This is a genomic window from Streptomyces sp. NPDC048353, from assembly GCF_055587165.1.
In genome coordinates this window covers 60065-83721 of the sequence record NZ_JBVJGU010000002.1, presented here as the reverse complement: position 1 = coordinate 83721, position 23657 = coordinate 60065, and the positions used below count along the sequence as shown (strand labels likewise).

The following is a 23657-nucleotide window of genomic DNA, read 5'->3' as shown; positions in this document are numbered from 1 at the left end:
CCACAGGGACAGAGGACACCATGAGCAGCACGGTCAACGGCGGCATATCGTTCTGGTACGCGCAGGAGGGCACCCCCGCCCCCCGCGAACCGCTGCCCGGCGACACCACCGCCGACGTCTGCATCGTCGGCGGCGGCTACACCGGCCTCTGGACCGCCTACTACCTCAAGAAGGCCGTCCCCTTCCTCGACATCACCGTCCTCGAAGCCTCGTTCTGCGGCTACGGCGCCTCCGGGCGCAACGGCGGCTGGCTCTACAACGGCATCGCCGGGCGCGACCGCTACGCCGCGCTCCACGGCCACGAGGCCGCCGTCCGCCTCCAGCAGGCGATGAACGACACCGTCACCGAGGTCGTCCGCGTCGCCGCCGAGGAGGGCATCGACGCCGACATCCATCAGGGCGGCGTCCTCGAGATCGCCCACACCCCCGCCCAGGTCGCCCGCCTGAAGGCCTTCCACGCCCGGGAGATCGCCTTCGGCGAGAAGGACCGCGAACTCTACGGAGCCCGCAGGACCGCCGACCGCATCCGTGTCACCGGCGCCGTCGGCTCCTCCTGGACCCCCCACGGCGCCCGGCTCCACCCCGCGAAGCTCGTCAAGGGCCTCGCCGACACCGTCGAGGCGCTCGGCGTCACCCTCCACGAGTCGACGCCCGTCACCGAGATCAAGCCCAAGCACGCCGTCACCCCGTACGGCACCGTCCGCGCCCCGTACATCCTGCGCTGCACCGAGGGCTTCACCGCCTCGCTCGCCGGACAGCGCCGGGCCTGGCTGCCCATGAACTCCTCGATGATCGCCACCGAGCCCCTCACCGACGCCCAGTGGGACACCATCGGCTGGAACGGCCTGGAGACCCTCGGCGACATGGCCCACGCCTACATGTACGCCCAGCGCACCGCCGACGGCCGCATCGCGCTCGGCGGCCGCGGAGTCCCCTACCGCTACGGCTCCAGGACCGACAACGACGGCCGCACCCAGCCGCAGACCGTCGAGGCCCTCCGCGACATCCTCGTCCGCTTCTTCCCCACCCTCGCCGGCATCGGCATCGACCACGCCTGGTCCGGCGTCCTCGGCGTCCCCCGCGACTGGTGCGCCACCGTCACCCTCGACCGCACCACAGGCCTCGGCTGGGCCGGCGGTTACGTCGGCTCCGGCGTCGCCACCAGCAACCTCGCCGCCCGCACCCTCCGCGACCTCATCCAGCAGGACTCGGGCCAGTCCGGCCCCACCGACCTCACCGCGCTCCCCTGGGTCGGCCACAAGGTCCGCAGGTGGGAACCGGAGCCGCTGCGCTGGCTCGGTGTCCAGGCGATGTACGCGGCCTACCGCGAGGCGGACCGCCGGGAACGCACCACCCACCGCGCGGAGACCTCCCGCATCGCCCGTCTCGCCGACCGGCTCTCCGGCCGCTGACCCGCGCCGGCCCGACCGCGGAGCCCGGCACGCCGAAGGCCCCGGACCTCCCCCAGGCCCGGGGCCCCCGCCCGTGACCACTCCCCCTACTCCACCTCGATACCGAAGTCACCCACCAGCTCCGCCAACCCGCCGCGGTAGCCCTTGCCACCCAGGACGAAGTCCCAGTCGCCCCCGGTCCGCCGCCGGAACGACCCCAGGACGAGCGCGGTCTCCCCCGCCCGGCCGTCCGACACGTCGAGCCGGTCCAACTCGGCGCCCGACCCGTCCCGCAGCCGGATCCCCGCGTCCGCGAACCCCGCCAGATCCGCGTCCGGGTTCACCTCCGGATCGACGGCCGCCACCAGCACCAGCCGGTCCGCCCGGGCGGGCAGGGCGTCGAACCCCACCCGGACGGCAGCCTTGTCGCCCCAGAGAGCGGGGACCATCCGCACCGCGCCCTCCGGCGTCGAGGCGTTGTTGAAGAAGACGAAGTGCTCCTCCCCCAGCACCCTGCCGCCCTCGCACACCAACGCGCACACGTCCAGGGCGACCGACCCCGACCACACCATCCCCAGCACGTTGGCGTCCTCGTCGTCCCCGGGCGGAACGGGCGCCACGGCCACCAGCGTCGGCGCCTCCGACGACGCCCCCGTCCCCAACCGCCCCCGCAGACCGTGTTGGTGCAGCAGGTCCACCAGCTCCGCGCCCGAGATCAGCGTCAGCGGCTTGCCGTTGGCGAAGGCGTACGACCCCGGCCCGAACCCGGACGTCGTCACCAGCACCCCCTTGTTGGCGCCCGCCCCCTGCACCGTCCCGTACAGATCGCGCACCGCGCTCGGCGGCACCGTGTTCCGGTACCGCTTCGCCTGCACGATGATCGACCCGCCGCTGATCGGATCCGGATCCAGCGCCTCCACGTCGACACCGCCGTCGTTGGACCGGCGCGTCGTCACCGCCTGCAGCCCCCGCGCCCGGAACAGCTCGGCCACCAGACCCTCGAACGCGATCGGGTCCATCGCCAGCAGATCCGGCTCCTCGCCCTCGCCGTGCAGCTGCACGCCCGAACCGACCTGCTCCGGCACCGCCAGCGGCTGCACCACCACCCGCTCGTCCGGCTTCGTCGACAGCCGGCCCGACAGCGCCCCCGTCAGACAGTCCACCGCGCTGACCAGCTCCAGGTTCAGCCCGTCGAAGACCGTCCGCTCCACCCGCGCCGAGGCCAGACAGAGCCGGGCGGCCAGCCCCGTCGCCGGATCCACCCCGTCCACGAAACCGTTCAGCGCCACGCTCCGCAGCACCCCGAACCGGTCGGCGGCGAACAGCTCCCGCACCGCGAGCAGCACGCTCTGCGCCACCACGTCCCGGTACAGCGCCCGCCGCTGCGTCACCGGCCGCGGGACCTCCTTCTCCTGGTCCGTGCTGGGCAGGTACTTGACCCCCTTGGCCTCCGGCACCACGTCGAACCCCGGCAGGTCCCAGTCCAGGACCAGGCCCCGGCCCGCACGGTCGTACGCGGCGGACACCTGCCGCGGAAACCCCTCCGGCCACGCCGTCGACGCGTACAGCACGGCCGAGAAGAACTCCACCACCGTCTCCGGATCGCCGTCCCGCAGCGACTCCACCATCCCGGCGATCCCGCTGTTGTGCGCCCGGATCTCCGCCAGCCGCTCCGCGGCCCACGCGTCGTACTGCGCCCGGTAGGCGGCCAGCTGCTGCTGCCGCCGCGCCTCCGCCCCCTGCGCCGCGTACCAGTCCCGCTCGAACCGCGCCCGGGCCTCCTGCTCCGCCTGCGCCCGTCCGGACGCCGTCCAGCCGCCCTGCGCCTGGTAGTGCCGCTGGTCCGGCATCGCCACCGGCTGCCCGAGCGGCCCCGGAGCGAACGGCTCGACCTCCTCGGGCCGCCGCATCGCCTCCGCCCCGAACGCCGGCGCCCCGCACCCCCGCGCCAGCAGCCCCGACAACAGCTCGACCCGTTCGTCCAACTCCCGCGTCCGCCGCAGCGCGTCCGCGTCACGGTGCTGCCGGTACGCGGCCCGCTGCTCCCGCTGCATCCGCGCCACATCCCGCTCGTGCGCCCGCTGCGCCCGCTCCGCGTCCCGCTGCTGCCGCACCACCGCCTGCAGCTGCCCCTCCCGCTCCCGCTGCGCCACCCGCTGCGCCTCGGCCCAAGCCCCGATCAACCCACTGGAACGCCGGCTCATCCGCCGTACCCCTCCCCGGAAACACCCCACTCGTGCGTCTACGCCCCCGTAACGCACAAGTGTCCCGGACCAGAGCGGTCCGGGACACAGGAATCGTGGAGCCCCCTGTCGGATTCGAACCGACGACCTACGCATTACAAGTGCGGCGCTCTGGCCGGGCTGAGCTAAGGGGGCATCGCCCGCGGCGATGCTCACGCGCGAGGCTCCCCCACTCTACACAGCGCCACGAACGGCCAGGGGACGAATTCCCCCGCCTCCCGCTACTGACAGACCGGACATCGCCAAGGTAGCGTCACCCCCAGTTCACTCCGGTGGACTACACCACATCCTTCCTTTACAACGGATCGTCCGGCACGTTCCTGCCGGTGAAGGGACACATCACCATGGCCTCCGTCACGTTCGACAAGGCGACCCGGCTCTACCCGGGGTCCGACAAGCCCGCCGTCGACCAGCTCGAGATCGAGATCGAGGACGGCGAGTTCCTCGTCCTCGTCGGCCCCTCCGGCTGTGGCAAGTCGACCTCCCTGCGCATGCTGGCCGGTCTGGAGGACGTCAACGGCGGCGCCATCCGCATCGGCGACCGCGACGTCACGCACCTGCCGCCCAAGGACCGGGACATCGCCATGGTGTTCCAGAACTACGCGCTCTACCCGCACATGACCGTCGCCGACAACATGGGCTTCGCCCTGAAGATCGCCGGCGTCAACAAGAGCGAGATCCGCGCCAAGGTCGAAGAGGCCGCGAAGATCCTCGACCTCACCCCGTACCTGGACCGCAAGCCGAAGGCGCTCTCCGGCGGTCAGCGCCAGCGCGTCGCCATGGGCCGTGCCATCGTGCGCGAGCCGCAGGTGTTCCTCATGGACGAGCCGCTGTCGAACCTCGACGCCAAGCTCCGCGTCTCCACCCGTACGCAGATCGCGTCGCTCCAGCGCCGCCTCGGCATCACCACGGTGTACGTCACCCACGACCAGGTCGAGGCGCTCACCATGGGCGACCGGGTGGCGGTCCTCAAGGACGGTCTGCTTCAGCAGGTCGACTCGCCGCGCAACATGTACGACCGGCCCGCGAACCTCTTCGTCGCCGGCTTCATCGGCTCCCCCGCCATGAACCTGGTCGAGGTGCCGATCACCGAGGGCGGCGTGAAGTTCGGCAACAGCATCGTCCCGGTCTCCCGCGACGCGCTGTCCGCCGCCTCCGCCCGGGGGGACCAGACGGTGACGGTCGGCATCCGCCCCGAGCACTTCGACGTCTCGGGCGCCACCAGCAAGGAGGGCCTGGCCGTCTCCGTGAACGTGGTCGAGGAGCTCGGCGCCGACGGTTACGTCTACGGCTCCGCCCGCGTCGGCAGCGAGGACAAGGACCTGGTGGTCCGCGTCGGCGGCCGCGCGGTGCCGGAGAAGGGCTCCACCCTGCACGTCGTGCCGCGCGCCGACGAGCTGCACGTCTTCTCGACGTCGACGGGCGAGCGCCTCTCCGGCTGACCCGCCCCCGAAGCAGTGCGAACGGCCCCGCGTCCGAGTCGGACGCGGGGCCGTTCGCGTACCTCGGGGGCGCTCCGGGACGCTGTCGACAAATACCCCGGCAGACCCGTCAATTCGGACAGGATCCACGGCCCGGCGTCAACACGGGATTCGAAAAGACGCCTCGAACCATCCCTCGCGAGAGTGACTAAATGTCGCCATATCTGTACGGACCGCTACGCTCGCCTGCGTGACGCACACTGCCCGCCGTATCGGCCGCTCTCTCGCCCTCGTCCTGCCCGTCGTCCTGGTGCTCTCCGGCACGCTCGCGGTGTCCGCCGTTCCGTGGGCCGGCCAGGGCTCCGGGACCCAGATGCTGACCGCATCCTCCAAGGACGTCTCCGCCCCCGCCAAGTCCCGCGCCCCGCAGGATATTCTCCGCGACCGGCTCCTCGCAGAGCTTCAGGAGAAGGACCCCGGGACGGCCCTCACCCACCTGCAGCGCGAGGTCGAGAACCGCCCCTCGCTCGCCAAGCACTGCGTGTCGATCGCCCGCGCCCTCGGCCGTGCCGCCGTGCAGTACTACGGCCCCACGCGCGCCCAGTCCTACTCCCGTCCGGTCTGCGACACCTCCTTCGCGACGGGCGTGATGTACGCGAGCTGAACCGTCCACGCCGACAGCGGTTCAGCCTCACGAGGTACGCATATCGTTCCGGTATGCACACCACCCCGACGCAGGCCGTGGTCCTGGCGGGCGGCCAGGGCTCGCGCCTTCGCCCCTACACCGATGACCGCCCCAAGCCGATGGTCGAGATCCCGGGCACCGGGACCCCGATCATCGGCCATCAGCTTTCCTGGCTCGCCGACGAGGGCGTGACCGATGTCGTCGTCTCGTGCGGCCATCTCGCCGAGGTGCTCCAGGAGTGGCTGGCCTCCGCCGTCCTCCCCCTGCGCGTGACGACGGTCGTGGAGACGGAGCCGCTGGGCCGCGGCGGCGGACTGAAGTACGCGGCCGCGCGCCTGCCCGAGCCCGACCAGCCCTGGTACGCCACCAACGGCGACATCTGGACCCGCTTCTCCCTGCGGGAGATGGCCGAGTTCCATGCCGAGCGGGACGCCACCGCCACCCTCGCCCTCGCCCGCCCCCGGATCCCGTGGGGCGCCGTCGAGACCGACGCGTTCGGGCACATCACCGACTTCATCGAGTCGCCGCCGTCGCCGTATCTGATCAACGCGGGGGTGTACGTCTTCTCCGCGGCCTTCACCGACCTCCTGCCGGAGCTCGGCGACCACGAGCGGACGACGTTCCCCCGGCTGGCCCGTGAGCGGCGCCTGGCGGGCTTCCCGCTGCCCCAGGGGGCGTACTGGCGGGCCATCGACACGGCGAAGGACCTGACCGAGGCGGCGAAGGAACTGTCGGCTCACGGGGCCTGACAGCCGCTCGTACGACTCCCTCGTACGCCGTTCTCGTAGGACCTCGTACGGCCTCTCGTACGCCACCGCCCGGCGGGTACGCGAAGGGCGGCACCGCGGATGCGCGGTGCCGCCCTTCGTCGTCCGGCGGGCCGGGGTGCGGGCCGGGGGTCAGCCCAGCAGGCCGCCGATGGGGTTGCGGTTCCCGCCGCCGGTCGAGCCGCCGTCCGTGCTGCCGCCGTCGCCACCGCCGCCCGAGCCGCCGCTGTTGCCACCGCCGCTGCCGCCACTGCTGGTGGGGCCGGAGCCGGTGGACGGCGGGGGCGCGGGCTTGGATTGCGTCGGGGAGCTGTCGGTGCCGCGGGTGGCGGTGGGCCGGCTCTCCTCGATGCGGCCGGTCTCCCGCACGGTCTCGGTCGGAGCGGCGCTCTCCTCGTCCTCGCGCTCGCCGCTCGCGCCGGCGGTCTCCGACGGCTTGGGGCGGACGGAGGCGGAGGTGGAGGGGGTGCGCTCGCCGGGCTCCTGCGGGAGGGGCTGGCCGGGGAGGTGGTTGATCGGGTCGTCGTTCGGGCCGGGCACGGTGACCATGTCGGTGGAGCGGACGGCTCCGCCGAGCATGGAGCCGGTGAGGAGCGTGAGGCCGACGACGACGGCGGTGACGACGGCGCCCCGGCGCAGGACGCGGCGGCGCAGGTCCCAGAGTGCGGAGCGGGGCCCGAGGGTGCGCCAGGCTTCGCCGGCGAGGCGTCCGTCGATGGAGTAGACGGGGGCGCCGGCGATGACGAGGGGCGACCAGGCGGCGAGGAAGATGATGTCCGGGGCGTCGTAGACGGGGACGCTCTTCCAGCTGACGGTGAGGATCAGGGCCGCGGAGAGCAGGGCGCCGAAGACGGCGGCGACGCGCTGCCAGAGCCCGAGAACGGTCAGGACGCCGACGACGACCTGGAGGAAGGCGACGGTCAGGCCGGCGCCGACGGGGTGCTGGAGGGCGAAGTCCCGCAGGGGTTCGGCGAGGGCCCAGGGGTGCAGCGAGTTGAGCCACTTGACCATGGAGCCGCGCTCGCCGCCGTCGAAGTAGACGGGGTCGCAGAGCTTGCCCATGCCGGCGTAGATGGAGATGAAGCCGAGGAAGACGCGGAGCGGGAGGAGGACGACGCCGAGGTTCATGCGGCGCCCGGGGTAATAGGCGTGCCGGACGGTCTCGGCGCCGTGCCGGTGGGAGCGGGCGCGCTCCGTGTCGGTGTCGTCGGCCTCCGGGCCCTCGTCGCCGTAGGCGGGGCGGTACGGCGGGGAGTACGCGTCGTCCTGCGGCGGGTCGTAGGCCCCTTCGGCGCGCCGCATGGGCGGCAGCAGCGGGGGTGCGTCGCCGGTGATCACCGGTGTCGGCATGGTGTCGTCGATGCGCGGGATGGCCTGGGTGGCGCCCGCCTGGTGGGTCGCGGGCGGCTCCAGCGTGGAGACGGAGGACTCGCGCATGGCCTGGAGGAGTCCGGTCGCGCCGGGGTCGCCCGGTGCGGACTTCCCGGTCCAGACGACGGGGCGGCGGCGGCCCGCCGCGCCGGCGGCCGCGCCCGCGGCCGCTCCGGCTCCGCCGAGTACGGAGAGGCGGGGGGCGACGGCGAACTTCGGCTGCTGGGCGGTCGGCGCGAGCCGCACACGGAAGCTGGCGTGGTTCACGATGACCTGCGCGGGGTCGGAATCCACTTTGACCATGCTCAGCGCGGGCTGATCGTCGAACCCCGGCCGGGGCGTTCTGGTGTCCACACTCATCTAACCGAGTGACGCGGGATAAGGACACTGCCTTGACGGGCAGTGAATGTCCGAGACCCGTCAAGATCGCCCGTGCGGGGAAAGGGCCCAGCTCAGCGAGGTGGACCCTTTCCCGGAGTACGCCGAACGAGGGGGCGTACGGAGTGTCGGCGCGCGCGCCGCGGGGCGGCTCACCCGGCGCGAAGCGCCGTCAGCGGGTGCGGCGGCGCGCGACCTCGTAGAGGACGATGCCCGCGGCGACGCCGGCGTTCAGCGACTCGGCGCCGCCGGGCATCGAGATGCGGACGCGGTAGTCGCAGGTCTCGCCGACGAGACGGCCGAGGCCCTTGCCCTCGCTGCCGATGACGATGACGACGGGGCCGTCGAGCGCTTCCAGGTCCTCGACGGTGTGCTCGCCGTCGGCGGCGAGGCCGACGACCGTGAGGCCCTCCTTCTGGAAGCCCTCCAGGGCGCGCGTCAGGTTGGTGACGCGGGAGACCGGGGTGCGGGCGGCGGTGCCGGCCGAGGACTTCCAGGCGCCGGCGGTCATGCCGGCGGCGCGGCGCTCGGGGACGACGACGCCGTGGCCGCCGAAGGCGGAGACGGAGCGGACGATCGCGCCGAGGTTGCGGGGGTCGGTGACGCCGTCGAGGGCGACGATCAGCGGGTCCTCGTGGGCGTCGTAGGCGGCCGCGGTGAGGTCCTCGGGGTGGGCGTACTCGTAGGGCGGGACCTGGAGGACGAGGCCCTGATGGTTCAGGCCGTTCGTCATCCGGTCGAGCTCCTGGCGCGGGGCCTCCATCAGGTTGATGTTGCCGCGCTCGCCGGCGAGCTTGAGGACGTCGCGGACGCGCTCGTCGTTGTCGATGAACTGCTGGACGTAGAGCGTGGTGGCGGGGACGCCGTCGCGCAGCGCCTCGAAGACCGGGTTACGGCCGACGACCATCTCCGAGGTGCCCTTGGGGCCGCCTCGGCGCGGGGCGGGGCGCCGGGTGGCGGCCTGCCTCGCCTGGGCGTTGGCGACGCGGTTCTTCTTGTGACCCTTGCGGGCGGAGGCGGGCGGCGTGGGGCCCTTGCCCTCGAGGCCCTTGCGCCGCTGGCCACCGCTGCCGACCGTCGCACCCTTCTTGTTGGACGTGCGACGGTTCCTGCGCTGGCTGTTCCCGGCCATGACTACCTATTCCTCGGTGTTGCGTGCATAAGTCTGTAGGTGAAGTGTGCCGCCCGGTGGCCCGGGCGGCACGTCTTCAGCGGTTGCCGAGCGTCCAGCGGGGGCCCTCGGGGCTGTCCTCGACGGCGAGGCCGGACTGGGTGAGCTGGTCGCGGATCGCGTCCGCGGTGGCCCAGTCCTTGCGCTCGCGGGCCGATTCGCGCTGCTGGAGCACGACGCGTACGAGTGTGTCGACGACGCCGTGGAGGTCCTCGCCGCGGTCGGCCTCGCCGGCCCAGTGCGGGTCGAGCGGGTCGAGTCCGAGGACGCCGAGCATGGCGCGTACCTCGGCGAGGCGGGCGATGGCCTCGTCCTTGTCGTCGGCGGCCAGGGCGCTGTTGCCCTGCCGGACGGTGGTGTGGATGATCGCGAGCGCCTGCGGGACGCCCAGGTCGTCGTCCATGGCCTCGGCGAAGGCGAGGGGCACGTCCGGGGCGGGCGGGACGGTCTTGCCGGCCTTCTCGGTGACGCGCTGGACGAAGCCCTCGATCCGCGCGAACGCGGCCTCGGCCTCGCGCAGGGCGTCCTCGCTGTACTCGATCATCGAGCGGTAGTGCGGGGTGCCGAGGTAGTAGCGCAGGACGATGGGGCGCCAGTGCTTGACCATCTCGGAGACGAGGACGGAGTTGCCGAGGGACTTCGACATCTTCTCGCCGCTCATGGTGACCCAGGCGTTGTGCACCCAGTACGAGGCGAAGTCGTCGCCGTAGGCCTTGGCCTGGGCGATCTCGTTCTCGTGGTGCGGGAAGATCAGGTCGAGGCCGCCGCCGTGGATGTCGAAGGCGGAGCCCAGGTACTTGTGCGCCATCGCCGAGCACTCCAGGTGCCAGCCGGGGCGGCCGCGGCCCCACGGCGTCTCCCAGTCGGGCTCGCCGGGCTTGGTCGCCTTCCACATGGCGAAGTCGCGCGGGTCGCGCTTGCCGGTGATGCCGTCCTCGGCGGGCTGGCGCAGGTCGTCGATGTCCTGGTTGGACAGGGCGAGGTAGCCGGGGAAGGAGCGCACGTCGAAGTAGACGCTGCCGTCGGCCTCGTAGGCGTGCCCGCGCTCGATGAGGCCGCGCATCATCTCGACCATCTCGGTGATGTGACCGGTGGCGCGGGGTTCGTACGTCGGCGGGAGGCAACCGAGGGCGTCATAGCCGGAGTTGAAGGCGCGCTCGTTGTCGTAGCCGATGGACCACCAGGGGCGGCCCTGGTCGACCGCCTTGGCGATGATCTTGTCGTCGATGTCGGTGACGTTGCGGATGAACGTGACGTCGTACCCGCGGTACTCGAACCAGCGGCGCATGATGTCGAAGTTCAGCCCCGACCGGATGTGGCCGATGTGCGGGGCGGCCTGCACGGTGGCACCGCAGAGGTAGATCGAGACACAGCCCGGTGTGAGCGGGGTGAAATCACGGATCTGCCGGGCGCTGGTGTCGTACAGGCGAATAGTCACCACTCCAGGGTAGTGGCCGTGTGGTAGTGCCCCGCGACCGATTGCCGGTCGCGGGGCACGAATTTTCCGTACGGGGACGGGGCGGCGGGCCCGTCCCGTCAGGGGGCGCGGTAGACGAGGGCCGTCGCGATCGCGGCCAGGCCCTCGGCTCGGCCGGTGAGGCCGAGGCCGTCGGTGGTGGTGCCGGAGACGGAGACGGGCGCGCCGGCCGCCGCGCTCAGCGCCTTCTGCGCCTCGTCGCGGCGCTTGCCGACCTTGGGGCGGACGCCGATGACCTGGACGGCGACGTTACCGATCTCGTACCCCTCGGCCCGGACGATCCGGGCGGCCTCGGCGAGGAGGGTGACGCCGGAGGCGCCGGACCACTCGGGGCGGGAGGTGCCGAAGTGGGCGCCGAGGTCGCCGATGCCGGCGGCGGAGAAGAGGGCGTCGCAGGCGGCGTGGGCGGCGACATCGCCGTCGGAGTGGCCGGCGAGGCCGTAGCCGTCGTTCTCGGGCCCGTCCCAGAGCAGACCGGCGCACCACAGCTCACGGCCCTGTTCGAAGGCGTGGACGTCGGTGCCGATACCGGTCCTGGGGACCAGGGGAAGCTCAGAAGCCATCGTTGGCCCTCCTGCGGGCGAGTACGGCCTCGGCGAGGACGAGGTCGAGGGGGCGGGTCACCTTGAACGCCTCCTCGTGGCCGGGGACGACGACGACCGGCGCGCCGAGGCGTTCGACCATGCCGGCGTCGTCGGTGGCGCCGTCGCCGGTGAGGGCGATGGTGGCGTGCGCGTTGACGAGGGTGTCGTGGTCGAAGCCCTGCGGTGTCTGGACGGCGCGGAGCCGGGAGCGCTCGGGGGTGGCGACGACCTGTTCGGGCCGGCCCTTCTCCGCGGCGGGCTCGACCTCCTTGACGGTGTCCGCGAGGGGCAGCGCGGGGACGACGGCGACGGCGCCGTCGCGGACGGCCTCGATGACCGCGTCGACGGTGTCGACGGGGACGAGGGGGCGGGCCGCGTCGTGGACGAGGACCGTGGTGATGCCCTCGGGGAGTGCTTCGAGACCGAGCCGCACGGATTCCTGGCGGGTCTCCCCGCCGGGGACGACGAGGTAGTCGGTGCGCTCGGGGAGGGCGTGGGTGTCGAGGAGGTTCTTGACCTCGGGGGCGCCGTCGGAGGGGGCGACCACGACGACGAGGGAGACCGCGCGGGAGGCGGCCATCGCGCGGACGGCGTGGATGAGGATGGGGGTGCCGTTCAGCGCCCGGAGCGCCTTGGGGGCGCCCGGGCCGAGCCGTACGCCCCGGCCGGCCGCGGGGATCACCACGGCGGTACGGACAGGACGCGCTGGGTCTGTCATTGGTTGCACTCCGGCAGGTTTGTTTCCTCGGCCGACATGGGTATGGCCTCACCGTGCCGGACGCGACGCCTTGACCGGGCCCTTTCCGTGACGACGGTCGGGGGCGTATCGCGGCGGGCACAGGGGATGTGGCGCGAGGGGACCAAGGGGACAGGGACTGCGGGGCTTTTTTCCGTGAACGACCGCGCGGTGCCGGGAGCCTTCCCCGGGCGCCGTGCGGTGCCGTGCGGCCAGGGCCGCGACGCCGGTCGGACGTCGGTCGGGAGTCCACGGACGTGGGGTGGTTCGGTGCAGTGATGCTGGGGCAGGTCAGGTGCGGGAGATGGACATGCCGCAGCGCCCGGCGACGGCACTGTGATCTTCACAGCACGTCATCGGGCACCGCGGCATCGCTGCTCAGGACGCGAGGACCTCGTCGAGGAGAGCCTCGGCCTTGTCCTCGTTCGTGTTCTCCGCGAGAGCAAGCTCGCTCACCAGGATCTGCCGAGCCTTGGCGAGCATGCGCTTCTCACCTGCGGAAAGCCCGCGCTCGCGCTCCCGGCGCCACAGGTCGCGCACTACTTCGGCGACCTTGATGACATCGCCGGAGGCGAGCTTCTCGAGATTTGCCTTGTAGCGTCGGGACCAGTTCGTGGGCTCTTCGGCGTACGGCGCGCGCAGCACCTCGAAGACCCGGTCCAGCCCATCCTGACCGACCACGTCGCGAACTCCGACGAACTCCGCATTGTCCGCCGGCACACGAACCGTCAGGTCGCCCTGGGCGACCTTGAGCACCAAGTAGGTCTTGTCCACGCCTTTGATCTGGCGAGTTTCGATGGCCTCGATCAGCGCGGCCCCGTGATGGGGATAGACCACGGTGTCGCCAACCTTGAACGTCATGTGACAGGTACCCCTTCCGTGGCTATCCAGGGTAACACGGATACGGCTTCTTCTGAATGGCGTTTTCGCAGGTCAGGGCATATCTCGGGGCTTGACAACAGCAACACGAACGTGCTGCGACGGGCTTCCGGAAGGGGGTATTCGCAGGTCGGAGCCGCTGCGCGGACGGAGGGATACGCGGACGTTACACCCATCCGGGGCCGGACGAAGAAGGTGCGATGTCCCGGTTTGTCGGGTTCGGCGCGCCCCTCTTCGCGTACTCCGTTCGAGGATCGGTCACTCGTACGGATGCATCCCGGCGCGAATCCCGAATTGATCACCGCGAGACCGCCCGTCGCTTTTCCGCGGGGAGGCTCACGGAATACGCGGCCCGCCCTCGAATTGATCACGACGGTTATGTGAACGGCGGGTCAATGGGCCGTGATCCGGCCGTGGCGCGAAACATCGGGAGCGGCGGAGCCGGGAGTGTCGCGCGCGCCGTCCCCCGCCTCCGGCGCGCGGACGGAGCGCACCGGAGCGCCGAAGGGGCGGGTCGGGTGCGGGACGGAGAGTGCGGCTCGGTAACCTGAGCGCGCTGACGCACCATGAGTTCACCCGTGGCCGGTTGTTCCACGTTCGACCCCAGCCGGCCTGTCCCTCGCCCGTCCGTACGCCTAGGAGATGCCGCCGCCGTGAGCCGCAGCCTTCGACGCGGCGCCCTCGCCGCCACCGCCATCGTGTTCTCGATCGCCTCGCTGTCCGCATGTGGCGCGGGGAACAACGCGCAGACGCTCGGCGTCCGGCCGGACAACGCCGCCGTCTCGGTGGACGACGTCAAGATCCAGAACGCGCTCGTGATCACCCAGCCGGACGCCGCCGTGAAGGGCCCGGCCGTCGTCTCGGCCACGGTCTTCAACAACGGCACCACGCCCCAGACGCTCGACGCGATCACTCTGCCCGGCACCAACGCGACGGTGACGCTGAAGCCCGCCCAGGGCACCGGCCCGATCACCGTCCCCGCGCTGGGCTCGGTCATCATCGGCGGCAAGGGCAACGCCTCCGCCACGATCGAGACCGGCCACGAGGCCGCGAAGAACGGCAACGCGCAGGACGTCGTCTTCAAGCTGAGCAAGACCGGTGACGTGGGCCTGGAGGCCTTCGTCGTCCCGGCGACCAGCTACTTCAAGGAGTTCGGCCCGGTCGAGGTCCCGAAGCCGCCGGGCACCTCCCCGTCGCCGTCGGCCACGCCGACGGGCGAGGCGGAGCACGGGGGCGAGGCGGAGCACGAGGCCGGTCACTGACGGCCCGTACACGGCCGTACGGGCCCGCCGGGACCGTACCCAGGCATGGGAAAAGGGGCGCCCCGTTCGGGGCGCCCCTTCTCCGCGTCACGGGCTCCGGTCGGCCCGGCGGTCCGCCTACGGCTCGAACTTGTAGCCCAGGCCGCGCACCGTCACCAGATAGCGCGGCGCGCCCGGGTCGGGCTCGATCTTGGCGCGCAGGCGCTTGACGTGGACGTCGAGGGTCTTGGTGTCGCCGACGTAGTCCGCGCCCCAGACCCGGTCGATCAGCTGCATCCGGGTCAGGACGCGGCCGGCGTTGCGCAGGAGCATCTCCAGCAGGTCGAACTCCTTCAGCGGGAGGTCGACCTTGCCGCCCGCGACCGTGACGACGTGGCGGTCCACGTCCATGCGGACCGGGCCGGCCTCCAGCGCCGCCGGCGTGACCTCCTCCGGCTCGCCGCGGCGGCGCAGGACCGCCCGGATGCGGGCGACCAGCTCGCGCGAGGAGAAGGGCTTGGTCACGTAGTCGTCGGCTCCTATCTCCAGGCCGACGACCTTGTCGATCTCGCTGTCCTTGGCCGTCACCATGATGACCGGGACGTTGGACCGGCCGCGCAGCTGGCGGCAGACCTCGGTGCCCGGCAGCCCGGGCAGCATCAGGTCGAGGAGCACGAGGTCCGCTCCGTTGCGCTCGAACTCGTCGAGGCCGTCGGGCCCGGTCGCGGCGACCGCGACCTCGAAGCCTTCCTTGCGGAGCATGTACGACAGGGCGTCGCTGAAGGATTCCTCATCCTCGACGACGAGCACTCGGGTCACGGAAGGACCTCCGGGGCAGGTTCGGTCATGAGATCGGGGGTGGGAGAGACGGAGGGGGAGCCGTGCGAGCGGCGGTCCCGTACGGCACCCGCCTCGGGCAGCCGCAGGGTGAAGGTGGAACCCTGGCCTTCGGTGCTCCACACGGAGACCTCCCCGCCGTGCGAGGCGGCCACGTGCTTGACGATGGCCAGGCCGAGACCCGTACCGCCGGTGGCGCGGGAACGGGCCGGGTCGACGCGGTAGAAGCGCTCGAAGATGCGCTCCTTGTCCTTGTCGGGGATGCCGATGCCCTGGTCGGTGACGGCTATCTCGATGAGGTCGCCGCCGGGCGCGGTGATCTTGCGGGCCGCGATGCCGACGCGGGTGCGTGCCGGCGAGTAGTTGACGGCGTTCTCGACGAGGTTGCCGAGGGCGGCGGCGAGCTGGCCGCGGCTGCCCCAGACGAACAGGTCGGCGGAGCCGCCCTCCCGTCGCCCACCACCACCCTGTTCGGGCCCTTCGGGCAGCCACACGTTCGAAGCCATGGTGATCTGCTTGGTGGTGGCGGTGTGCCGGGAACGGTCGATGGCCTCGGCGACCAGCTCGTCGACGCGCACCGGCTCGGAGTCCTCCAGCGGGTCGTCGTTCTGCACCCGGGAGAGGTCGATGAGCTCCTGGACGAGGTTGGTGAGGCGGGTCGCCTCGATCTGCATGCGGCCGGCGAAACGGGTGACCGCCTCGGGGTCGTCCGAGGCGTCCATGACGGCCTCGGAGAGCAGCGAGAGCGCGCCGGTGGGCGTCTTGAGCTCGTGGCTCACGTTGGCGACGAAGTCGCGGCGTACCGCCTCGATGCGGCGCGCCTCGGTGAGGTCCTCGACCAGGAGGAGCACCAGGCGGGAGCCGAGCGGTGCGACGCGGGCGGAGACGGCGAGGGCTTCGCCGCGCCCGGTGCCGCGCCGGGGCAGGTCCAGCTCCACCTGCCGTATCTCTCCGTCGCGGCGGGTGTCGCGGGCCATGTTGAGCATCGGCTCGACGGCCAGCTTCCCGCCGCGGACCAGGCCGAGGGCGTACGCCGCCGAGCTGGCCTTGACGACCGAGTCGCTCTCGTCGAGGACGACCGCGGAGGAGCGCAGGACGGACAGGACGGTGTCGACGCCGGGCGGGAGCACGGCGTCGGTGTGCAGGGAGGTACGGGTGGGTCGCGCCTGGTCGCGTTCGCTCCAGCGGAACGCCAGCATGGCGATCACGCCGGTGCACACCCCGGCGATCGCTGCCAATGCGGCGACTGCCGCGTTCACGTCCATGCCATCAAGGTTATGCGGGGCGGAGGACACTCTCCCAGCCGTGCGAGTGGCTGCTCGAACAGTCGTCGCCCAGAGTTCACCATGGGGACGGCGCCGGTTCATTTGCCCCCAGCGGTGCGCCGGCGTGCGTCGCCCAGAGTTCACCGAGGGGAAAGAGTCGGTTCATGTGAGCGGGAGGAACCCGACGCGTACGGGTCCGAACGTGGCAGCGTGGGGGTCCGAGCCCCACCCGGACCCCGGACGCTTGTGAGAGAGGGACATCGATGCGGGACGCGTACCACGAGGAACTTGACTCGATCGGCGAGGGCCTGGTCGAGATGGCCCGGCTCGTCGGATCGGCGGTCGGACGCGCCACGACGGCGATGCTCGACGCGGATCTGAAGCTGGCGGAGAGCGTGATCGCGGCCGACCAGAAGGTCGACGATCTGCAGCACGACCTGGAGGCCCGGGCGATAGCACTGCTCGCCCGGCAGCAGCCGGTGGCGACGGACCTGCGGATCGTCGTGACCTCGCTGCGGATGAGCGCCGACCTGGAGCGGTCGGGCGACCTGGCGCAGCACGTGGCGAAGCTGGCGCGGCTGCGGTTCCCGGACACGGCCGTGCCGCGGGACCTGCACGCCACGATCCTGCAGATGGGGCAGCTGGCGCAGCGCCTGATGGCGAAGGCGGCGGAGGTCATCATCACGAAGGACGTCGACCTGGCGCTCCAGCTGGAGCAGGACGACGACGAGATGGACCTGCTGCACCGGACGCTCTTCCAGCACCTGATGGACGACCGGTGGAAGCACGGCATCGAGACGGCGGTGGACGTGACGCTGCTCGGCCGGTACTACGAGCGGTTCGCGGACCACGCGGTGTCCGTGGCGAAGCGGGTCGTGTACCTGGTGACGGGCGAGCACGCGGACGAGCTGCAGCAGTCGGACGCGCCGGTCGAGGGCGCGTAAGCCCTCCGGGGGCGGCGGTCGCACTCCTGTGCGCCGTTGATGCGCCCGGCACGGCGGGCGTGCAATGGGAAAGGGCGACGGACGCCTTCGCCTTCGCCTGCCAGGAGGTACCCATGGCCGACACCGCCACCACCGACCCCCAGCCGGAGCCCGCACACGCCCCACTCCACCTCCCCGTCCTCGGCGCCTGCGGCTGCGGCCCCGGCTGCGGCTGCGGCTGCCAGTCGGGGGCACCGTGCCAGTGCGGGGGGTGAAGGGCTGAGGGGGTAGGGGGTTCGGGGGGCCTGCGGGGGGGCTTTCTGGGGGGGCGGGGGCCCTTCGGGGGGCGGGGTCAGAGGTCCAGGACGCCGACGGTCTGGTCACCGCTGGTCTCGCCCGTCGGCACGAAACCCAGACCGAGATAGAACCCCCCGGGCCCCCGCGCGCCGGGCTCCCAGGTGACGTACAGCCGACGTGACCCTCGGCGGACGAGTTCCCGGCGGACGGCCTCGACCGCGAAACGGCCGTACCCCCGGCCCTGCCGCTCGGCAGCGATGGTGAGCCGCCAGAGACCGCTGCGGCGTTCCCCCGGGTTCTTCTCCGGCGCCCACTCGATGTCGATGAACGCCATCAGGAAACCGACCGGCTCGTCCCCGTCGAAGATCAGCCGCGGCCAGGCGACATCCCCGAACGCGTACGCCTCAGCCAGCGAAGTCGCCACCGACGCGACGTTCCCCTCTTGGTGCGGATGCACGCGCAGCGCGAGAGCGGCGTCGATGGTGGCGGGGGTGATCTTCTCCAACCGGAGCGTGGCGGCAGACATGACCCGGACGCTACCGACCCCGGGCTCACCGCGCCCGCGCGTTTACGGCCCGCGGCGGCCCGTGCCATGATCCGCACGTGGTGACGATCCCCGGCTACGAAGGCGGCCCCCTGGCCGACGGGCGCGCCCACCTCGCCGATCCGCTGTTCTGGCCGGTGCACTTCGGGACGTCCCTGAGGGGCGAAGACGCGCAACGGGCCGCGTTCGGGGCCGACTGGGACGCGGCCATGGAGCTGTACCACCGGCTCTCGGCCGAGACCGCGTGGCCGGTGTTCGAGGTGCCGCTGGGTTCCGGTCACACCGTGCACGTCGTGTACCGCAACCACGACGGCGAACGGGGCGTGGACTACCTGGTCCACCACCCGACGTGGCCCGCGGCGGAGATCCTGGCCATGGACGACGGCCACTTCATGGGCCCCGGCCTGTCCTGGCCGGAGCTGTCCTCCGCCGCCCGCCGGCCGGGACCGCACGGCGTCACCGACGCCGACACCCGCCTCCTGCTGCTCTTTCCCGCCCTCGGCGACGCACACGTACCCGACGCCGCGGCCGGCCTCCTCACCACGGCCCTGGCCGCCCTCACCGTCATCGAAGACCCCGCCGAGGTGGCGAAGGCCCTCCTCCAAAACCAGGGCCAATGGGAAGCCGCCCACTGGACCACCCTCGACGGAACCTGGATCAACGACGGCGGCCACTCCTACCGCAACCCCGCCCAGCCCTTCGCCTGGCCGGCATCCCGCCTGACGGAGATCAGCCGGGCACTGAACCACGGCGCGCAGCCCCGGACATGACGAAGCCCCTTGCCCGCCGAGAGACGGCGGGCAAGGGGCTTCCCCACAGGTCAGAGGTAAAAGCGGGCGGCGCGCCGGGCAGTCGGGAGCGCGCCCGAAAAGCCGTGGCTGTCGTCATTCAGGGCGCATACGCTCCCCGTCACCGAGGAAGCGGGGGGCGATGAGGGGCGGAGACGTGGCCGAGTACTTCATGTTGGTCTGCGACGAGCCGTCGTATGCCGTCGTGCTCCTCGACTGCGGGGCCCGCGAGACGGACGTGGTCCGGGCCGTGCGCGAAGTGACGGGGCTGAGCCTCTGGCACAGCAAGGTGCTGATGCGGCGGGCACCGGTCGCTGTCCTCGAGGAGCGGCCCCAGGACCTGGCCGACGACGCTGTCGCCGTTCTCAGGAGGGCCGGCGCCCGGGCCGAAGCGAGGCGGGAGCCGGAGCCCGGGCATCATGCGGCCCCACCGCCCTGACGAGCCCGCAGGCGGCCCCAGCCCACGAAAAAGCCCCTACCCGCTGAAAACCAGCAGGCAGGGGGCTCTCTCGTAGGTCAGGGCTACTTCTTGCCCTGGTTCTTCACGGCCTCGATCGCCGCCGCCGCAGCAGCCGGGTCCAGGTACGTGCCGCCCGGGTTGAGGGGCTTGAAGGTCTCGTCCAGCTCGTAGCTGAGCGGGATGCCCGTCGGGATGTTCAGGCCCGCGATCGCCTCGTCCGAGATGCCGTCGAGGTGCTTGACCAGGGCGCGCAGGCTGTTGCCGTGCGCGGCGATCAGGACCGTGCGGCCGGTCAGGAGGTCCGGGACGATGCCGTCGTACCAGTACGGCAGCATGCGGTCCACGACGTCCTTCAGGCACTCCGTGCGGGGGCGGAGCTCCGGCGGGATCGTGGCGTAGCGCGCGTCGTCCGACTGGGAGAACTCCGTGCCGTCCTCGAGCGCCGGCGGCGGGGTGTCGTACGAGCGGCGCCAGAGCATGAACTGCTCCTCGCCGAACTCCGCGAGCGTCTGCGCCTTGTCCTTGCCCTGGAGCGCGCCGTAGTGCCGCTCGTTCAGGCGCCAGGAGCGGTGGACCGGGATCCAGTGGCGGTCCGCGGCCTCCAGCGCGAGCTGCGCCGTGCGGATGGCGCGCTTCTGGAGGGAGGTGTGCAGTACGTCGGGCAGCAGGCCGGCGTCCTTGAGCAGCTCACCGCCGCGGACCGCCTCCTTCTCGCCCTTCTCCGTGAGGTTGACGTCCACCCAGCCGGTGAACAGATTCTTCGCGTTCCACTCGCTCTCGCCGTGGCGGAGGAGGATCAGCTTGTACGGTGCGTCGGCCATGCGCACGAGCCTAATCGACGCCCGACGCTCGACGCCCCCGGCAATTCGCTGGCGTCCGACACATGAGATGCGTAAGTTTCGGATTCGCCAAGAGGGACTTACAGACGCCAGGGGGCCGGCCACACATGTCCATCGATTCGCTCAGACGATCAGCGCGCGCGACGGTCTCCGGGCTCCCCGGCGGATTCTGGTGGCTCTGGCTCTCCACCCTCGTCAACCGCACCGGCGCCTTCGTCCTCACCTTCCTCTCCCTCTATCTCGTCCACGAGCTCGGCCACTCGGCCTGGTTCGCCGGTCTCGTCGTCGCGCTGCACGGCCTCGGCGGAGTCGCCGGTTCCCCGCTCGGCGGCATGCTCACCGACCGGTGGGGCCGACGGCCCACCATGGTCACCATGCACCTGGCGGGCGCGGCCTGCGCCGCCGCCCTCGCGTTCGTCAGCAGCGCCTGGGCCGTCGCCACCGTCGTCCTGCTCATGGGCGTCGCCATGCAGGGCGTCCGGCCGTCGATCAACGCCACCATCGCCGACATGGTCCCCGAGAACGACCTGCGCCGGGCCTACGCGCTCAACTACTGGGCGCTCAATCTGGGCTTCGCCATCGCCGCCCTGGGCGGCGGCGCCGCGGTCTTCCTCGGCTACCGCACCCTGTTCGTCGTCGACGCCGTCGCCACCGTCCTGTGCGCCCTGATCGTCTTCCTCCGGCTGCCGGAGACCCGCCCCGAGGCCCGGCGCGACACCGCGGGCCAGGTCGTCGAGGAGCAGCGTCTGAGCGTGCTCGACGTGCTGCGCGACGCGCCCTTCCGCACGCTCGTCCTCCTCAACCTCCTCGTCTGCCTCGTCTTCACCGCCCCTTGGATCGGTCTGCCGCTGTCCATGACCGCCCAGGGCCTCTCCCCCGCCTCGTACGGCGCGGTCATCGCCGTCAACGGCGTGGTCATCGTCGGTTTCCAGCTGCTGGTCAACAAGGTGACCGACAAGCGCTCGCCGACGATGCTCCTCACCGTCTCCTCGCTGCTCTTCGCCGTGGGTACGGGAGCGACCGCCCTGGCCGGGTCGCCCGTCGTCTTCGCCGCCACCGTCGTCATCTGGACCATCGGCGAGATGATCCACGTCCCCACCAACGCCGCCGCCACCGCCCGGCTCGCCCCGGAGCACGCCCGGGGCCGCTATCAGGGCGTGATGGGCATGTCCTGGGCCGTCGCCGGGTTCGTCGCGCCGATCCTGGCCGGCTGGGTCGTGGACGGGCCGGGACCCGACGTGCTGTGGGTGGCATGTGCGGTCATCGGGTCGGTCGCCGCCCTCGGCTACGCCACTCGCCTGCGCACGGCCCTCAGCGAGGACGAGCCGGCCGTGCCGGAGGCCCTGCCGGACCCGGTGCGCGATGCCCTGCCGGACCCCGTGCGGGCTGCCGTGCCGGACCCCGTACCGGCGGAAGCCCCCGCCCCGCTTCCCGCCGTGGCGGCCGGGCCGGCCCCGGGGGAGATCCGGGTGGTGGCCCGGGACCCGGACGTGACCGGTGACCTCCCGCCCCGCCCCGGTGACCTCCCCGACCAGAAGCCCGCCGTCAGCGCCTGACCCGGATCGCCCGTTGGGCCTCGTACAGGTTCCGGGGGCGCACCGCCCCCGGGTCCCCGTACGCCTCCACGCGCGCGTGGAGCTCGCCCGTGAAGTCCGGCACGTCGATCTGGTCGAACTCCCGGACCTCGCTGATGCCGGCGGTCACGCTGTACGGAGCGACGGTGTCGATCCTGACGAGTCCCGCCCGCCCGTTGGTGACCGTCACGTTCCAGTGCGCGAACCGGGCCCCGTACAGCGGCCCGGCCGACGCGTCGCCGCCGTGACGGCCGTCGTTCTCGACCGTGATCTCGGTCCGTACGTTGGCGAAGGGCATGCCCCGGTGCGTGTCGAAGGTGCCCGTCTCCATCAGGCCCCGTGACCAGACGTTGTGGCTGGACAGGCCCTCCACGTTGATGCCGTGCAGCTGGGTCCCGGCCGGCGCCGGCACCGTACGGGCCGCGATGCGGAAGTCCGCCACGAGGTTGTCGTGCGCTCCCTCCCGGCAGAAGTACGGGTGGTGGGAGCCGCGGCCCTCCACGCGCGTGTGGCGCAGGGTGCAGGCGGAGGCGGCGACCAGCCCGAAGCCGTTGTCGACGTGCCGGACGACGACGTCGTCGGCCCAGCAGTCGTACGCGCACTGGAAGGTGACGCCGTTGTAGCCGCGGTCCAGAAGGTGCGGGGCCTGGGGCGTCTCGACCGCCTCCAGGGTCAGCCCCTCCACCCCCGCGTCGGTCAGCGGCTCGGCGAGGGTGGTCAGCCGGGGGTCCCACTCCGGGCGCACGTCGAGGGGCAGGGGCCGCTCGAACGTGACCTTCCGGCCCCGTACGGACGCGATCCGCACCGGCCACTCGTACGGGACGTAGCTCGTCAGCTTGGTCTTGTCGTCCCAGGTGTACGCCTCCGGTCCCGGCCCGCCGCCCGCCATGTGCTCCAGGAGCGTGTGCCCGGCGTCGTCGGAGAGGCGGAGGAGAACGATCCGCCCCGGGTGGAGGGCCGACGGGTCGTCGACCGTCACCGTCCAGTCGCCGCGGCGGGCCGGGCGGACGGCCGAAAGGGTGCTCCACTCGTCGCGCCTGTTGCCCGTCCAGCCCTCGAACGGCCAGGTGCGGGCCCTGATCGCGGCGACGAGGGAGGCGTGGCGGGCGCGCGGGCTGAGCCATATCAGTCCGCCGGCCCAGGACCAGGAGGACTTGTCGCCGCCGTAGCGGGAGCCGTAGGGGCCGATCAGCTCGGTGAGGTGCCGGGTCGCCAGCAGTCTCGTCCGCCCCGAGCCGGCGCCGCGGAGGACGACACCGCTGTGGCCGATGTGGATCAGCCCGTCGATCCGGTACGTCCCCGGCGGGACGACCACCGTGCCGCCGCCGCGCTCCCCGGCGTGCGCGAGGGCGCGGTTGATGGCGGGCGCCGAGTCCGTGGAGCCGTCGGGGGTGGCGCCGAAGGCGCGGACATCGGCGACGATCCGCGGCCGGGCGAGACGGACGGCGCCCCGGCGGGCGCCGGCGCGGCCCACGTAGGGGATCTGGGGGTGCGTGTAGGGGGCGGCCGCGTACTCCTCCCAGAGGGAGGGCCGCAAGGGAGCCCGGAGGGGCGGCGTCCGGGGGGAGGAGGAAGCGGGGGCGGGAGCGGGGGCGAACCCCGTGCCCGTGCTCACGGCGGCCGCCGCCACCGCCACCGCGCCGCCCACGAACCGTCGCCTGCCGAGTGCTGCCATACCCCGAGCCCCTTTCACATACATGAACGGTGTTCATATCTGCGCCGAGCGTGAGCATGGCACGGCCAGGGCAGGGCACGGAAGGGGTGGTGCGGGAACAGCGAGAGGGGA

22 protein-coding genes and 1 tRNA gene are annotated in these 23657 nt (G+C 72.1%); 10 read left to right on the top strand and 13 right to left on the bottom strand.

Annotated features, from left to right (window positions below):
• Nucleotides 1–20: 20 nt before the first annotated feature.
• Nucleotides 21–1412, top strand: a complete 1392-nt coding sequence (locus ACZ6RC_RS05725; RefSeq protein ID WP_469579529.1) for an NAD(P)/FAD-dependent oxidoreductase — start codon at nt 21–23, stop codon at nt 1410–1412.
• Between the two features lie 86 nt (nt 1413–1498).
• Here ACZ6RC_RS05725 and ACZ6RC_RS05720 read toward each other — a convergent pair whose 3' ends face one another.
• On the bottom strand, nt 1499–3595 hold the full coding sequence (locus ACZ6RC_RS05720; RefSeq protein WP_469579527.1) for a restriction endonuclease: 2097 nt from the start codon (nt 3593–3595) through the stop codon (nt 1499–1501).
• 96 nt (nt 3596–3691) lie between these two features.
• A tRNA-Thr gene (locus tag ACZ6RC_RS05715) sits at nt 3692–3769 on the bottom strand.
• 209 nt (nt 3770–3978) lie between these two features.
• On the opposite strand from ACZ6RC_RS05715, the gene ACZ6RC_RS05710 reads away from it, so the two are divergent.
• The 3 genes from ACZ6RC_RS05710 (at nt 3979) to ACZ6RC_RS05700 (ending at nt 6489) form a co-directional block, all read left to right on the top strand.
• Entirely contained in the window at nt 3979–5076 is a 1098-nt protein-coding gene (locus tag ACZ6RC_RS05710) for an ABC transporter ATP-binding protein (RefSeq protein ID WP_391144347.1), read from the top strand.
• Between the two features lie 229 nt (nt 5077–5305).
• A complete protein-coding gene (locus tag ACZ6RC_RS05705; protein ID WP_391143556.1) occupies nt 5306–5719 on the top strand; it encodes a hypothetical protein in 414 nt (137 codons plus the stop codon).
• Between the two features lie 53 nt (nt 5720–5772).
• A complete protein-coding gene (locus ACZ6RC_RS05700) occupies nt 5773–6489 on the top strand; it encodes a nucleotidyltransferase family protein (RefSeq protein ID WP_391143553.1) in 717 nt (238 codons plus the stop codon).
• 150 nt (nt 6490–6639) lie between these two features.
• On the opposite strand, the gene ACZ6RC_RS05695 is transcribed toward ACZ6RC_RS05700, so the two are convergent.
• From ACZ6RC_RS05695 to ACZ6RC_RS05670, 6 genes are all read right to left on the bottom strand, one after another.
• Complete coding sequence (locus tag ACZ6RC_RS05695) at nt 6640–8238, bottom strand: DoxX family membrane protein (protein WP_469579524.1); 1599 nt, start codon at nt 8236–8238, stop codon at nt 6640–6642.
• A gap of 190 nt (nt 8239–8428) precedes the next feature.
• Nucleotides 8429–9388, bottom strand: a complete 960-nt coding sequence (gene rlmB / locus ACZ6RC_RS05690) for a 23S rRNA (guanosine(2251)-2'-O)-methyltransferase RlmB (protein ID WP_391143548.1) — start codon at nt 9386–9388, stop codon at nt 8429–8431.
• Between the two features lie 76 nt (nt 9389–9464).
• Nucleotides 9465–10865, bottom strand: coding sequence for a cysteine--tRNA ligase (gene cysS, locus ACZ6RC_RS05685; RefSeq protein ID WP_391143545.1), 1401 nt, complete (start codon nt 10863–10865; stop codon nt 9465–9467).
• A gap of 98 nt (nt 10866–10963) precedes the next feature.
• Complete coding sequence (ispF, locus tag ACZ6RC_RS05680) at nt 10964–11467, bottom strand: 2-C-methyl-D-erythritol 2,4-cyclodiphosphate synthase (RefSeq protein ID WP_453612448.1); 504 nt, start codon at nt 11465–11467, stop codon at nt 10964–10966.
• Nucleotides 11457–12206 carry a 2-C-methyl-D-erythritol 4-phosphate cytidylyltransferase gene (gene ispD, locus ACZ6RC_RS05675; protein WP_391143542.1) on the bottom strand — a complete coding sequence of 250 codons (750 nt, stop codon included), beginning with the start codon at nt 12204–12206 and terminating at the stop codon, nt 11457–11459. Before ispD ends, ispF begins: the two co-directional genes overlap by 11 nt.
• Nucleotides 12207–12602: 396 nt before the next feature.
• Nucleotides 12603–13085: a CarD family transcriptional regulator gene (locus ACZ6RC_RS05670; RefSeq protein WP_003953493.1), complete on the bottom strand. Its 483-nt coding sequence runs from the start codon at nt 13083–13085 to the stop codon at nt 12603–12605.
• Between the two features lie 671 nt (nt 13086–13756).
• On the opposite strand from ACZ6RC_RS05670, the gene ACZ6RC_RS05665 reads away from it, so the two are divergent.
• Nucleotides 13757–14365: a DUF461 domain-containing protein gene (locus ACZ6RC_RS05665; RefSeq protein ID WP_469579520.1), complete on the top strand. Its 609-nt coding sequence runs from the start codon at nt 13757–13759 to the stop codon at nt 14363–14365.
• Nucleotides 14366–14482: 117 nt separating this feature from the next.
• Here the strand turns inward: ACZ6RC_RS05665 and phoP are convergent, their stop codons facing one another.
• Together phoP and phoR are read right to left on the bottom strand one after the other, a co-directional pair.
• Complete coding sequence (gene phoP, locus ACZ6RC_RS05660; protein WP_466728736.1) at nt 14483–15154, bottom strand: two-component system response regulator PhoP; 672 nt, start codon at nt 15152–15154, stop codon at nt 14483–14485.
• 5 nt (nt 15155–15159) lie between these two features.
• The gene (phoR, locus tag ACZ6RC_RS05655) at nt 15160–16446 is read right to left on the bottom strand and encodes a two-component system sensor histidine kinase PhoR (protein ID WP_391143538.1); all 1287 of its coding nucleotides are present in this window, start codon (nt 16444–16446) and stop codon (nt 15160–15162) included.
• A gap of 263 nt (nt 16447–16709) precedes the next feature.
• On the opposite strand from phoR, the gene phoU reads away from it, so the two are divergent.
• Complete coding sequence (gene phoU / locus ACZ6RC_RS05650; RefSeq protein ID WP_391143536.1) at nt 16710–17390, top strand: phosphate signaling complex protein PhoU; 681 nt, start codon at nt 16710–16712, stop codon at nt 17388–17390.
• Between the two features lie 113 nt (nt 17391–17503).
• Complete coding sequence (locus ACZ6RC_RS05645; protein ID WP_469579517.1) at nt 17504–17644, top strand: hypothetical protein; 141 nt, start codon at nt 17504–17506, stop codon at nt 17642–17644.
• A gap of 77 nt (nt 17645–17721) precedes the next feature.
• Here the strand turns inward: ACZ6RC_RS05645 and ACZ6RC_RS05640 are convergent, their stop codons facing one another.
• Entirely contained in the window at nt 17722–18192 is a 471-nt protein-coding gene (locus ACZ6RC_RS05640) for a GNAT family N-acetyltransferase (RefSeq protein ID WP_469579514.1), read from the bottom strand.
• Nucleotides 18193–18269: 77 nt separating this feature from the next.
• Between ACZ6RC_RS05640 and ACZ6RC_RS05635 the strand changes: the two genes are divergently transcribed.
• A complete protein-coding gene (locus ACZ6RC_RS05635; RefSeq protein WP_469579512.1) occupies nt 18270–18980 on the top strand; it encodes a hypothetical protein in 711 nt (236 codons plus the stop codon).
• A gap of 160 nt (nt 18981–19140) precedes the next feature.
• Nucleotides 19141–19437, top strand: coding sequence for a ribosomal protein L7/L12 (locus tag ACZ6RC_RS05630; protein WP_469579511.1), 297 nt, complete (start codon nt 19141–19143; stop codon nt 19435–19437).
• Between the two features lie 83 nt (nt 19438–19520).
• Here the strand turns inward: ACZ6RC_RS05630 and ACZ6RC_RS05625 are convergent, their stop codons facing one another.
• Entirely contained in the window at nt 19521–20279 is a 759-nt protein-coding gene (locus ACZ6RC_RS05625; protein ID WP_469579510.1) for a phosphoglyceromutase, read from the bottom strand.
• Between the two features lie 125 nt (nt 20280–20404).
• Between ACZ6RC_RS05625 and ACZ6RC_RS05620 the strand changes: the two genes are divergently transcribed.
• Complete coding sequence (locus ACZ6RC_RS05620; protein WP_469579508.1) at nt 20405–21853, top strand: MDR family MFS transporter; 1449 nt, start codon at nt 20405–20407, stop codon at nt 21851–21853.
• On the opposite strand, the gene ACZ6RC_RS05615 is transcribed toward ACZ6RC_RS05620, so the two are convergent.
• Complete coding sequence (locus tag ACZ6RC_RS05615) at nt 21843–23546, bottom strand: glycosyl hydrolase family 28-related protein (protein ID WP_469579506.1); 1704 nt, start codon at nt 23544–23546, stop codon at nt 21843–21845. The two genes, ACZ6RC_RS05620 and ACZ6RC_RS05615, sit on opposite strands and share 11 nt — an antisense overlap.
• Nucleotides 23547–23657 lie beyond the last annotated feature (111 nt).